Here is a 13703-nt window from a genome sequence, read left to right on the forward strand (position 1 = left end):
ACTGACGACGCCAGCAGCCGCCTATCCCGCCTGGCCGACACCACCGAGTCCGCACAACTCGTCGTCGGGCAAGAGCTCCTGGAGCACGCCATGGAGGTATTCGCCGACGCGGAGTCCGAGCCGACGGAACTCCGCCTCCTGGCGAGGGATCTCACGGAAGCCTTGCGGGACACACTCCGGGTGGCCGTAAGCCGGGGCCTCCGCCTCCCTGCGCCGGACTCCGCCGCGCGCGGGGAAGAAGATGAAGGCCCTCGGCTGCCTGCAGCCGCCTTCGGCTAGCAGCCACGCACCGCCAAGAGAAGCCCCGAACCAAGGTCTGGGGCTTCTCTGCACACGGCTCCGGGTGCGCGTGCGGAGCTGGTGATTACCCTGGCCAGGAGGCTGATAAGGGGCCGCCGCGTAGCGCTAGTCCACGCATAGGCCACAGTGGTGAGCGGCTGACAAAGCGTAGCCACCGCGGCATCACCGTCCTTCCCAGGTTGACACCGTGCTCGATCGCCGAATGTCGCTACTGTCCTCCATCGTTGCAGTCACTGCTGCCGCATGCGACGTCGTCTGGCAGCCTTCGGCGGGGGCAGGTGCGGGCAGGTGCGGGCAGGTGCGCCAGTATGCCGCAAGGCAGTGAACAAGAGCATATGCCTGCCGAGTGAGGAGCGCCGTGAGTAGCGTTGGTCGGGCTGGACGGATGGCAGGTCCAACCGTCCTGCCGGGTGCCAGGTAACAGGGGCGCGTGTCGGCAGCCGTAGATGGGCACGCGGCTGTGGGTGGGAAAGCTGGAAAGGTTAGATGAGGTCTGAGTACAAGCAGTGGCACGAGGTGCTCTCTGCAGAGTTCTTCGGCGCGGGCAACGCCTTGCGGAGCACCGTCCTGTACGTCGATGACGAATTTGAGCGGGAGCTGGCCGAGCGCATAGGAACTGGCCTAGTCCAGGCCGTCGCCGGTGAACTCAACTGGAGCGATCCGGACAGGCCACTGTTCCGCAGCATTCAGCGGGAGTGCGAGATATGGGAGCAGCACGGGAGTGCGGTCCCGCCGCCGAGTCTGCCGGTGTTGGCCCTGTCCGTGCTGGCGGCTACTCGCATGGCGTCCTCCGACGGCATGCTGAAGACCAACTTCTACGGGCGGTGGATCCAGCTGTTCGGCGAGCAGGCTTCCGGCTCCCGGGCGAACAAGCTCGAGCACGCCTTCCAGGACGTCGCAGTGATGTGGGAAGAGCTCGACACCTGGCTCGAGCAGACGGGTGGCCTTTATGGCACCAGCACGGTCAGCACCGACGAGTGCTACTGGAAGATCGGCTTCCCCATCTCGCAGGCGCTGGTGCGGGGTTCGGACCGACAGGTACTCACAAGGTTCTTCGCCGCCACCCGCTTGCGGCCGCACAACCCCGACGAGGTCTCCGGCCGCGAGCTGCTGCGGCGCCTGCGGGTATGGACGGCGGGCCGGGACCGGCGTCTGTCGGCTCGGCTCATGGAAGAACTTGCCAGCGCCCCGGATACGGGCGAAACCCTGATCGTCAGCCTCGTCAAGCGGCTCGCCGATGACTGGGACGGCACCCTCCACGAGCCGGAGCGCGAGCACCGGCGCCGCGCCACCGGACTGAGGCTCGTAGTCGCGGAACGAGGCAGGCGGCTGGAATGGCTCGCCGAGGCCTGCGACGGCATCGACGAGTCCCGCGTCGCTATGCCTGGCGGCCGTACGTTCATACTGCACAAGGCGTACGGGGGTGTCTACGAGGGACTGGAGTCGCTGCATCCCTCCTGGCAGCAACTGGGACACGGCCTGCACCTTGAGGGCGACGATCTGGTCCTTGAGTGGGCGCCGCAGGACGTGGTGCTGCTGCGGTTGCACCCGCATCTGGGCGAGTGGGTGAGCACTGAGTACTTCGAGCCTGGCGAACAGCACTGGATTCTGGCCGCTGACTCGGCCGTCCGCGCAGTGCGCTCCATGGTCGATGCCCTCGGCGGCCGCACCGTCCGTGAAGCGTCGGCGCCGGTGCCAGGGTGGAAGCTATTCAAGGGCGTGCGCGCGGTCAATGGGCTGGCCTTTGCCCGCACCCTCGACCGGGGCGGAGAGCACGCACACGTCCTTGAACCCCAGATCCGGCACAGCGCTGCGTTGTCCGGTGGTCTGCGCATCGCACCTGAGTACCGGGCGGGTGCCGGAGTAGCGGGCCACTTCCTCCGCGGTGGTGCTCCCGACCTCCTGCTGCCGACCAGCGACTCTCCCGATGGCCGGGTAGAAGTTGTCCTCGACGGCCGCGCCGAGAAGCTGCGCGCCGACCCGCGGGTGCCCTTTCCGCTTTGCATGATTCCCCTCGAAGAGGGAGAGCATCGTGTGGGTACGGCGCACAGCAGCCAGGTCTTCACGCTGTACGACGGGCTACACGAGGGAATGCCGCCCGGCACCGGGACGCTCGGATATCCCTGCGATGGCACCGCCCGGCCCGAGCTGAGCGAGGCAGTAGGCCCCGAGACCGCCATCCGCGGTGCGGAGGCGCCGCGCGGTATCCACCTCCCGCGGACTGAACTGCTCCGCTCCAGCGTCCTGGAAGCCGTGCTGCTCGATCCTCACGGCGGAGTGCGCCAGGCCAAGCAGCAGTCGGTCCCCGCCTGGATGGCCTCCCGCCTGCCTGCACAAGCGCTCGGCCCCTGCCTTGAGATTGAGGTACCGGGCGGTTACGTCTGGCTGGTCTACCGGACAGCGGCCCGCTGGTCGGTCAGGGCGCTGGCAGCATCAGAAGAAATTCCCGCGCCCGCTCCGGCGCCTGACGACTACGCCTGGGCGTATGCCGTCCTCAGCGCCGCCCAGCGCCTGCAGGACCCCGCCTGGCTCGACTACGTAGCGGCAGCGGAATGGATCAGCGGAAGACGGGGCGCCTGATGGCCGATACAGGAGGCCTACTGCTGCGCTGGCTGAGTGAGCAGGGCGCCGGCACCCTGTCCGACGCCAAGCAGGGGATGTGGTGGCTGGCAGCCAAGTACAGCCAGGACATCGAACCGGGAGCCCCGGGCCGCTGGCTGCGCGACGCTGTCTCGCTGGCCTACATCGACATCGACTGGCGCAACCGGCGCTGGTGCGCGGCCCCGCCTGTCCTGACCCGCCTGCCGCAGGCTCGGGGGCTGGCGATACTCACCGGGAGCCGGACGGCCGCGTTCGACGCGCGCATAGTGCAGGCAGAGCAGGACGGCTTGCTGGAGTTGTTCCGGGTGCCGAGCGCCCGCCCGCCCAGAGACATCCCCTTGCCCCTGTCCCTCATCGTCCAGTTCGACGACGATGCAGGGCTCGCAGACTGGGCGGCCGAGCTCGGCGTCTCCTACACACCATGTTTCGCGCTACAAGGAATTGCGCTGCTACCGCCATTGATCCCTGGAGCGTCGACCTCTGCACCGGAGTTCGGCAAACCGCTGGAACAATACGACCTTGAGCGCGGCGAATACCGGCCCGTCCCGCGGCCCCAAGGCGACGGCCTGTATCGGCTCAAGCGGCGCGACAGCAAGCGCGTATGCCAGGTCCTGCGCGATGGCCAGTGGTACGAGACCAGCCACGAGCAAGGCGTCTACCTGGTGCTGGAGACCCGAAGCCAAGCAGCGGACGTGCTGCGCTGGCGGCCTGAGAAGGACAGCGGGCGTGAGCAGTTCGGGACCCTCTTCGTCGACTGGGGATACCCCCTGCCCGACCTGCACCGACGCGTGGCCGTGATGTGCTGCGGCCTAGCGCCCCGCATCAACGCCCAAGCCGAGAACCTTGCCTACGACAACGTGCCCTACGCCATAGCCATCAAGATTGCGCAATCGCTCGGACAGCACCTGGGGGAGAACGACGATGAGTAACACCGCTGCGACGCAGCCCGGCCGCACCAGCCGGGACGTGGACATCCTCGGCTCATTCGAGCACCTGAAGGAAGCGCTCTTCCGCTACTACAACACGCCGTTCGGACTCGCCGACGAAGACCTCGAACGCGAGCGGCAGGCCCTGTTCGATGTGGACAGCGGAGCCTGGCGCCGCCCCCTGCTGGAAGTCCGCCCGCGGTACGTCCAGATGAACGCGGGCGTCGCGGAATCCGTGAAGGCAGCAGGAGCCCACCCCGACCTCGCGGAACTGGTGCAGCTCGGGCTGCTGCAGGACGTCCCCTCACTGTACGAGCACCAGCACCGGGCCCTGGCCGCAGCTGCCAGGGACGGGCGCGACGTCGTCGTCACAGCCGGCACCGGTTCGGGCAAGACCGAGTCGTTCATGCTGCCTGTCCTGGCCGACCTCGTCCGCGAGTCCGCCGCCTGGCCGGCCGCCTCGCTCCCCTCCAACCGCTGGTGGGCCTCTCCCGACGCCCCCTACCAGCCGCAGCGCGCAGGCGAGACCGGCCGCCACGCAGCGGTACGCGCCCTGGTCCTCTACCCCATGAACGCGCTCGTCGACGACCAGATGATGCGTCTGCGCAAGGCACTCGACAGCGACGGCGTCCGCGCGTGGCTGGCCCGGTCGCGGCCCGGCCACCGCTTCTACTTCGGCCGCTACACCGGAGCGACCCCTGTCCCGGGCGACATCGGCTCGCCGGCGGGCGTGAAGACGCTGCGCAAGGAGTTCGCCTCCACCGAGGAACGCTCCCGCCAGGCGCAGAAAGCCCCCGGAGACGGCCGCTACTTCATCCCCCGGCTGAACGGCGCCGAGATGCGATGCCGCTGGGACATGATCCAGGCGCCGCCCGACATCCTGATCACGAACTACAGCATGCTCAACGTCATGCTGATGCGCTCGCGCGAGTCGCAGATCTTCGACAAGACGCGCCGCTGGCTGGAAGAAGTACCCGACGCCCGCTTCACCCTGGTCGTCGACGAGCTCCACATGTACCGCGGCACCGCCGGCACAGAGATCGCCTACCTCCTGCGCAACCTGCGCCACCGCCTCGGCCTAGAAGGCCGACCGGACAAGTTCCGCATCCTCGCCGCCTCCGCCTCCCTCGAAGCCCCCCGCGACCTGGACTTCCTGCAGGAGTTCTTCGGCGTCGACCGCAACCGGTTCGAGGTCCTCGGCGGCCAGCTCGTGCTGCCCCCGCACACCCGCACCGACATCTCCCAGCACGCCGACACCTACGCCGCCCTGGACCCGGACCCCGAGCCCGGCCAGGCCGACGAGCTCCTGGCAGGCACCGGAGCCGATGAGGCACTGGTCAACGCACTGCGCGAAGGCGACCGGCTTATTGCCGACTTCGACACCGCCGTCGCCGCCCGCCTCTTCCCCGACGCCAGCCCACAAGCGCAGAACAAAGCGCTGCGCGGAGTCCTTGCAGCGCTGCGCCGCTCCACCGACCCCAAGGCCCCCAAGCTGCGCGGACACCTCTTCTTCCGCAACATCCCCGGCGTCTGGGCCTGCTCGGACCCCCAGTGCCCCCACGCCCCCCGCCGGGAAGGCAGGGAGCGGACCGTCGGCAAGCTGTACTCCCGCCCCACGCCGCGCTGCAGCTGCGACGCGCGCGTCCTCGAGCTCCTCTACTGCCAAAACTGCGGAGACCCATTCCTCGGTGGCTACGCACCGGCCTCGGCCTTCCGCAACGCTTCGAAGGGGCGCCCCTTCGAAGCCGGTCTGCTCGCGGACCTGCCCGACCTCGACTCGCTGCCCGACGCCGCTGCGCTCGGGCCGAGCGCCGCCAACTACATCGTCTACTGGCCGCGCAAGAACGACCCCGCCGTAGAGAAGCAGGAGTGGGGCTCCACCTCGGACAAGGGCACGCTGAGCGCCGACTTCGAGTTCAAGCGCAGCAAGTACGACCCGCGCACCGGCATCCTGCGCAATCACCACGACCACACCGGCTGGTCCTTCCACACCAGCGTGCCCCAGCCCAGGAAGGGACGGGCCCGGCTCAAAGCAGAGGACCTCCCCGCAGCTCCGACCCAGTGCCCCAACTGCGGCGACAACTGGGAGCTCAAGCAGGTCGGCAGCGAGCACCTCAGCCTGAGCGACCCGCGCCGCATGCGCACACCGGTCAGGTCGATGCGCACCGGTTTCGAGAAGGTCAACCAGGTCCTGACCACCGGGATCCTCTCCCTGCTGCCGAACAAGCAGGCCGTGGTCTTCTCCGACAGCCGGCAGGACGCAGCGAAGCTGTCCGCAGGCCTGGGACTGCGCCACTACCAGGACCTCCTGCGCCTGCTGCTCGCCGAGGAGGTCGAGGGCCAGGGCGACCCGGTCGCCGACCTCGCAGCCGTATCGGGCTATTACCGCAAAGCCGTCGGCGACCCCGTGGACAAGGAGACGGCCAAGGCCGCACGCACCCGGCTCCGCACACGCGAACCGGAGACCTACGACGCCTGGGAGAAGCTCCAAAAGCCCCAGGTATCCGACCTCGACGACCTCGACGACGACCTGGCCGACCCGGAAGAAGAGGTCGCGCTCTACAGCCGCCTCAGCCGCGTGCCCAGCCTCGACAGCCACAGCGCCGCCGTCGCCGAGCGCCTGGCCCAGCTCGGCATCAACCCCGGCGGCCCGAAGGCATCCCTGCAGCAGACCAGCTACCAGAAGGGCGCCCAGCCGCAGCCCTGGACCTCCCTGTACAGGTGGCCCGAGCCGCCCGGCGGCACCGTGCGCGAAGAGTCCAGCCTGGTCCTGAGCGAACGGCAGGAGCAGCTGCGCCAGGACATCCGCGAAGCCCTCACCAGCGAGCTGCTCAACGGGCTGTTCGGCAGCGCCGGACGCGACTTCGAATCCCTCGGCCTGGGCTGGCTCACCCTCGCCACCGACCAGTGGCCCCTCGAAGCCGAGCGGGCCTCGGACGCCGCGCTCGCCCGGGCCAGCCTCCGCATCCTCGGCCACATGCGCCGCTTCGCCGGACTGCGCAGCCCCGCCGACGACCCGCCCAGGAAGCTGCGGGACTTCTGGGCCAGCACAGCCGACCACCTCGGCCAGGACCCGGACGACCTGCAGAGGACCGTCGAGAGGCTCTGGGGGGACGCAGTCAAGAAGTACGTCATCCAGCCCGAGCACGTCGCTCTGCGCCACGGCCGAGCGGTGTCCTGGACCTGCTCCGTCTGCCAGCGCCGGCATCTCCACCCCGGCGTCGGGGTGTGCACCAAGTGCCGGCGGCCCCTGCCCGCTGCGCCTGAGCCGTTCGACGGGGCGGACGCCGACTACTACGCCTGGATGGCGCGCAGGAAGTTCGGTAACTTCCGCCTCAACGCCGCCGAACTCACCGGCCAGACCGACCGCCTGGACGCCCAGGCCCGCCAAGCCCGCTTCCAGGGGATCTTCCTCGGCGGCAAGGAGCACGAACTCCCCGACACCCTCGACGTCCTTTCCGTCACCACCACCATGGAAGCCGGAGTCGACATCGGCCCTCTGTCCGCCGTCCTGATGGCGAACATGCCGCCGACCCGATTCAACTACCAGCAGCGCGTCGGCCGGGCAGGACGGCGCACCTCGCCGGTCGCGCTCGCCCTCACCGTGTGCCGCGGCCGCAGCCATGACGAGCACTACTTCCAGGACCCCAAGCGCATTACCAACGCTGCGACCCCGCCGCCCTACCTGTCCACCGACATGAAGGACATCTACCAGCGCGTACTGGCCGCGGAGGTACTGCGCAGGGCATTCGGCGCGGTGCAGGGCGCAGCCGCGGACGACGCAGGAGCGGACCCGACCCGCAACGTCCACGGCCAGTTCGGCCGCACAGCGGACTGGCCCGCCGTGAGCGAAGCGGTCAGCCTATGGATCAAATCGCACGAGCCCGAAGTCCGCAGCCTCGCCGCAGCCCTCGCCGACCGCACCCGCAGCACCTGGCCCCCAGAACAGGCAGCGGCATGGGCGGCTCAGGAACTCGCCAACCGCGTCACCCAGATCGCGGACGCGCCCCGCGGCCACCACGAACTCAGTCAGCGGCTAGCGGAGTCCGGCCTGCTACCCATGTTCGGATTCCCCACCTCAGCCCGCTACCTGTACACCAAGCGCCCCTACGACTCCTACCCCTGGCCCCCGGCCGGGGTAGTCGACCGGTCGCTGGACATCGCCATCTCGCAGTTCGCTCCCGGCGCCGAGACTGTCAAAGACGGGCAGGTCCACACGGCGGTCGGCGTCGTCGCGTTCGAGCCGACTGGGCGATCCCCCCGAGCCGTCAACGAGCCGTTGGGGCAGCCCGTCCGCATCGGTATCTGCCGCGCCTGCGGCCACCTCGCTGACAGCGTGCAGGCGCCAGCGGAGCAGCAGGACGCCCCGCCGCAGCCCTGCCCCGCCTGCGGAGCGGCCGACGGCTCCTACCGCGAGATCGAACTGCGCGAACCCGCAGGCTTCTACTCCGCAGGCAAGGCCCGCGACTTCGACGGCAATTTCGCATGGAGGGCCAGGTCGCTCGCCCCCCGCACGGCCGCCGACCTCGAGCACGGAGCACCGCAGAAGATGGCGGCGAAAGGCATGGCGGTACACGCCGGTAAGGGGGAGCGGTACGCGGTCAACGACAACGGCGGCCGACTGTTCCGCTTCGCGAAGGTCAGCCCCGCCGCACACTGGTCGGGCGCCTACCTGGAGACGGGAGCGGCGGATCTGTTCCCCTGGCTGGCGAAGGACATCACCACTGGCGAGGAACCGCTGACCGCTGCCATCGGAGCCACCCAGCACACGGACCTGTTCCTCCTCGGACCCCAGGAAGCCGAGATCCCGGCGCTCGGACTGCGCCTGAACCTCACCTCCGTGCCGCAGAGCACCGGCTTCCCCGACGACCGCTCGGGACGGCGGGCAGCCTGGTACTCACTGGCCGCCCTGCTGCGCACGGCCGCGGGGTCGCTGCTGCAAGTGCAGCCCAACGAGATCGCATCCGGCATCCACGGCGCCGGCTCGGAGAGCAGCGAGGCACGCACCTTCGCCTTCCTCTCTGACACCCTGGACAACGGAGCCGGCTACTGCACGCACCTCGCCGAACCCGAGGTCTTCGAGCAGCTCATGGCCACCGCCAACGGGATGCTGGCCGGCTTCGCCGACAACGCGCACGGCCGCGACTGCCGCGGCTCGTGCTACCAGTGCCTGCGCGACTACACCAACATGGCGTACCACAGCCTGCTGGACTGGCGTCTGGCCGGCGACCTCCTGGCCATCCTCCAAGGCGCAGGCGCCGCCGGCAGCCAGCGGAGCCGCCGCGCTGCGGGACTGCTGCGGAACTGGGCGTCGGACTTCCCGCCCGAGGATGCCGAGTTCGTGGACGACCTGGGCGGCACCGGCCCGGCGGTCCTCTTCGAGGAGCGGGTCTGGGTCGCAGCCAAGAGCCCGTTCGAGGCAGCTGACGCCCTGCTCCAGTCTCCCCGCATCAGCACCGTGCGGGACGCTGCCGCAGCCGACAGCCGCGGTGTCGCCGCCGTGGTCTTTGTCGACGACTTCCTCCTCGACAAAGCCCCGGCGCGGGTGACAGCCATGCTCGCCGACTTCGACGGGGTGTAGCGATCGGCCCCCCCTTGCGGCTCCAAGAGCCGCAAGGGGGGCCGATTAGACCCACGGCTCTAGGCCGTGCGCGTCCGCCAACTGCCAGACACCTGTGCCAAGATGATCACCTTAAAAAGGGGACGGCGCTGAGCCGGAGGGGGAGATGGACGACTCCGTACTGCTGCAGCGCTTTGCAGCCTGGCTCCAACCCGGACCGTCGGCCCAGGACCCCGAGCGCAGCGCCTTCTTCACAGGCGGCATCATCGTGCTGGACACGAACGTCCTGCTGAGCCTGTACGAGTACACGGAGACCTCCAGGGAGGAGGTCCTGTCGGCGCTCGAGCAGGCCGCAGGACGGCTGTGGATGCCCTACCAAGTCGGGCTCGAGTTCGTCCGCGGCCGCCGCAGCACACTGGAGTCCCGCAAGAGGGCCCTCGCCGATGCGGTGTCAGAGGTCAATAAGAAGCTCATGGCGGCCCGTAAAGCGATCGTCGAGGCCAAAAACGTCGTCTGTGCCCAGCTCGACAAGTACGCACGAGCCCAGCAGGAGATAGCGGGGCTTGACGCACTCGTCGCGGATTCCGACGTCGATGCGCACCTCGACGTGTACCGGCACGAGTTCAAGCGCCACCTGAACATGCTCAAAACCGACCACGGCTTAACTCTGAACTCCGCCGATGCGGAAGACCCTATTCTTCCGCGGATTGCGAAGATGTACGGGGAAGGCATCGGCGAGCAGCCGGACGACGACGTCCTGCGCAAGCGTCTGGAGGAAGCGACCGCCTTCAGGTTCCCAAACAAGATCCCGCCCGGATTTTCCGACTCCGACAAGGACACGCCGCTGAAGTCCGCGGGCGACTTCCTCCTTTGGGAGGAGGTGATCGAGCATGTTCGCCAACTGCCGCCCACCGGCCGCCGCGTGCTGTTCGTATCAAATGACACGAAGGAGGATTGGTACGAGCGGGGCTCAGGCTCGAGTAGCTCCCGTCCGTGGCCGAGCCTTGTCGACGAGTTGAGGCGGAGGGCTCAGGCAGACTTGAGGATCGAGACGCCGCCAACCTTCTTCGGCGGGGTCAGAGAGTTCCTGGACGCCGAGCTCGCCGCGGACACGTATGCAGAGATTGAGCGGGTGTCAGAGGCGTTCGAGGCCAAGGTGCCGGACACGCCGCTGGTGGTCACTGAGGAAACAGCGTCTCACCAGGTCCCGCCGGAGGGGCTGGCGCTTGCTGCGTTCAATTCAGTTGGGCTCGTCTCTTCGGCCGTGCGTGCGGCTTTGGAGTCGGCGTCGCCGTTCGGGCGGTTGATCCAGTGGTGGCTGATCGGTGTGACAGCTCAGCTCGGGCGGCGTGCTGCGGGAGAAACGGAGCCGTCTGTAGGGATTGCTGCGGCCTCGAGAAGCAGCGAGCCGCCCTCCGAGGACTGGGTCTCCGGCACCGCCCTCTCGCCAGGCGAGTGGCTCCATCGGGACTCGTCCTGGATCGCACCGTGGTTCATGGACCTGATGGACTCCATCCCGCAGGCGGACCGCGCTGTCCTGCGCCGACTCGCCGCGCAGCAAGCGGAGAATAATAGGCGTTCCGGCGGCTGATGCCCGTCGGTGAAGGAGTGGGGGGTGGCTTGCTACTACGCGCACCGGCAAGCCTATCGACCTCAACCGCTCATTTACCCGCCTTGCGAAAGACCCGGCTCCACGAATGCTCTCACCGCCGCCGCAGTCCCGCCCGGGCCCTGATGGAGATCCTTAGGCACAGCCAGGTCGCTGTCACTATGAACGCATACGCCCATGTCGTCCAGGAGACGCAGAGGCTAGGGCGGTTCTGGCCGTCGTTGACGTCACAAGCCCCCAAACCAAGATCGGCTGGGGGCTTTTCCGGTGGGCGCGGACGGCTTCGAACCGACATCTCCTGTGTGCGTTCGCCCGCCGTGCCCCGACCGGGCAAGGACTGCTGCTCACCCCTGCCACAGCAAGCCGCGTACGGCCGCCGCCGTCCGCCATCGTTGATACAGATTTGGATGTCAGACCGCCCTGACATCCTGCGCCCATGAGACTGACTTGGGCGGATTTCTGGGCTCTGATAGCCACCTTGAGCGGTGCGGCCACGCGTGCGAGCCGCCAACGCCTCGCCGAGGAGCTGAGCCGCCGTCCCGTCCCGGACATCGTCGGCTTCGCGGAACGCCATGCCGAGGCTCTCTATCGGCTGGACCAGGAGAAGTTCAGCAGCCTCCCGTAGTCAACCTGACTGCCCGAGACTGCAAACCCTTCCCGCAGTTGTCTGACACGTTCCTGACGGAGCCGAAGGCTGCCGGCGGCAGGCGAGGGCGATCCGCACGTCCGTAGTGGAGGGTCGGGTCTAAATCCAGGGCCCCGCTACGCGTTTCCTCTGTCCCCGTGAACAGCTCCGGAGGGCGCATACGCTTCACGCGTTGCTGCAGGTTAGCGACTTAGAGGGCATCCATCGTCCGTCCTCCGTCCACGAATAGGCCGCAGCACGAGAAGCCCGCCCTCAACCCTAGGGGATGTGAGGACACAGTGCGCGCTGCTGGTACCCACTGGCACGTCGCCGCCCACAGTGGCCCAGAACGGCTTCGTATCCTTGATGTGACAGCCACCAGGCCGGGATTAGTTCCAAGCCCCTCACGTGCTGTTCGCGGTGCATGGAGGCCACCTTCCCGCCAAGATGCCATCTCTGCTCAAAAGGAGCAAAATATCCATGTTGGCATGCAAGGCGTCGCCCGGGTAAGAGCGCCGCTAAGTCTCTGGTGGATAGGAGGTCGATATGCCAGACGAGCGCATCGTTGTAATCGGATCCGGCCCAAAGGGACTCGCTCTCGCAGCCAAAGCCCGGGTTTTGCGCGACTTGGACATACCTGTGCCAGATGTGAAATTAATAGAGCGTTCGGAGACGGCGGCGAACTGGATAGGAGATTACGGATTCACCGATGGTAGTCACGCATTGGCCACTCCTCCGATGAAAGACATCGGATACCCATATCACTCGCGCGCGTGGGGCACTAGCGACAAAGAAGTCGATCGCCTAATGCTAAGATATAGCTGGCAATCCTACTTGGTGGCTGAACAAGATGACTTGGTGGACAGCTTCTCTGACTGGGTTGATAGAGGTCTCCCTAACCCGGCACTCGAAGAGTGGGCTCTCTACCTTCAGTGGGTCGCCAAGGAGGTGGGGGCGGACGTTGAGATTGGCACAGTCGACGGCATTGGCATTTCAGAGGGAAAATGGGAGATTAGCCTGAGGGGTCTAGCCGCACCCATCCAAGGGGACGGTTTGGTCATAACGGGTCCTGGGGTACCAAAAAAAGTTAAGGGTCAAACTAGTTCGACTCGCCGCATGGTCGACGCGCAGCACTTCTGGAAGCACATAGACAGAATCGCTAAAGACGCAGAGTCCGGGATCAGTGTCTGCGTAATTGGCGATGGCGGTGCAGCGTCTTCGGTTGTACTGACACTACTTAAGCGAATGCCGCCCGCCTGTCACATTAAGGTAATATCCCGCCAGGGGGTCGTATATACGCGCGGTGAGAGTCATGATGAAAACAGGCATTACTCGGATCCGCGCGATTGGGAAGGGATGAATTCAGGCTTGCGGGAAGCATTCCTAACTCGTGCAGTTCGAGGAGTTTTCCCTGCACAGGCCAAGAAGTTGGTCAATAACGCTAAGAACCTAAAGACGGTGAGCGGGCAAGTAGAGGGAATATCCGAGGGGCCGGGAGAAGTGATCATTGAATTCGCTGACGGCTGCCAGGAGCAATGCGAATACCTCGTGGTCGCTATCGGCTTCGATGCGATGTGGTGGGCGAGGGAAGACGAGGGAATTTTGGACGCTGGCGCCCGAGCCCTGCTTGAGCAGAGTGTCGACAGTAATTCAGGCGAGGATTTCGAGGATGAACAAACGATGCGGAGCAAAATTGGGAGGTTTTTGCAAGTAGAAAACGTCGAACCAAGGTTGTATTTGCCCATGTTGGCAGATGGTCAAGGGCCAGGCTTTCCGAATCTTGGTTGCCTTGGCCTACTTTCCGATCGCATCCTTGTTACCCACTGCGATACCGATCGAAGTCTGGACAAGCGTGAGCCGAACGGATAGCGTTGATGGTTTAACCAACCGGGAGGTGAAAGATGAACGACTTTGCAGGATGGCGGAAGTCGACGATGGTGCGTCGAGAGGTGTGCTGGCCAACGTATGTGCTGCAAGATTTGGCACGCGAGGCCGATAGTAACGAGACCACAGTCACGGCACTACTGGTTGATGCGATCCGTAACGCCGCGTCAGAAGGTACATCCGACAAGGTCCGAAAGG

The 13703-nt window shown here is 66.7% G+C and carries 6 protein-coding genes; all 6 read left to right on the plus strand.

The genetic code is table 11. From position 1 onward, the window contains the following. Nucleotides 1-786: 786 nt before the first annotated feature. The 6 genes from AC067A_RS09885 to AC067A_RS09910 all read left to right on the plus strand — a co-directional run bounded on the left by AC067A_RS09885 (nt 787) and on the right by AC067A_RS09910 (nt 13490). The gene (locus AC067A_RS09885) at nt 787-2880 is read left to right on the plus strand and encodes a hypothetical protein (protein ID WP_478617058.1); all 2094 of its coding nucleotides are present in this window, start codon (nt 787-789) and stop codon (nt 2878-2880) included. Continuing rightward, the gene (locus AC067A_RS09890; RefSeq protein ID WP_478617061.1) at nt 2853-3830 is read left to right on the plus strand and encodes a hypothetical protein; all 978 of its coding nucleotides are present in this window, start codon (nt 2853-2855) and stop codon (nt 3828-3830) included. Before AC067A_RS09885 ends, AC067A_RS09890 begins: the two co-directional genes overlap by 28 nt. Then, nucleotides 3823-9408 carry a DEAD/DEAH box helicase gene (locus AC067A_RS09895; RefSeq protein WP_478617063.1) on the plus strand — a complete coding sequence of 1862 codons (5586 nt, stop codon included), beginning with the start codon at nt 3823-3825 and terminating at the stop codon, nt 9406-9408. The genes AC067A_RS09890 and AC067A_RS09895 overlap by 8 nt, the downstream gene beginning before the upstream one ends. A 145-nt stretch (nt 9409-9553) precedes the next feature. Continuing rightward, nucleotides 9554-10978 carry a PIN-like domain-containing protein gene (locus AC067A_RS09900; protein WP_478617066.1) on the plus strand — a complete coding sequence of 475 codons (1425 nt, stop codon included), beginning with the start codon at nt 9554-9556 and terminating at the stop codon, nt 10976-10978. A gap of 454 nt (nt 10979-11432) precedes the next feature. Further along, a complete protein-coding gene (locus AC067A_RS09905) occupies nt 11433-11621 on the plus strand; it encodes a DUF4240 domain-containing protein (protein ID WP_478617069.1) in 189 nt (62 codons plus the stop codon). Nucleotides 11622-12167: 546 nt separating this feature from the next. After that, complete coding sequence (locus tag AC067A_RS09910; protein WP_478617072.1) at nt 12168-13490, plus strand: SidA/IucD/PvdA family monooxygenase; 1323 nt, start codon at nt 12168-12170, stop codon at nt 13488-13490. Nucleotides 13491-13703: the final 213 nt, after the last annotated feature.

This window comes from Streptomyces sp. NPDC043176 (genome assembly GCF_056436715.1).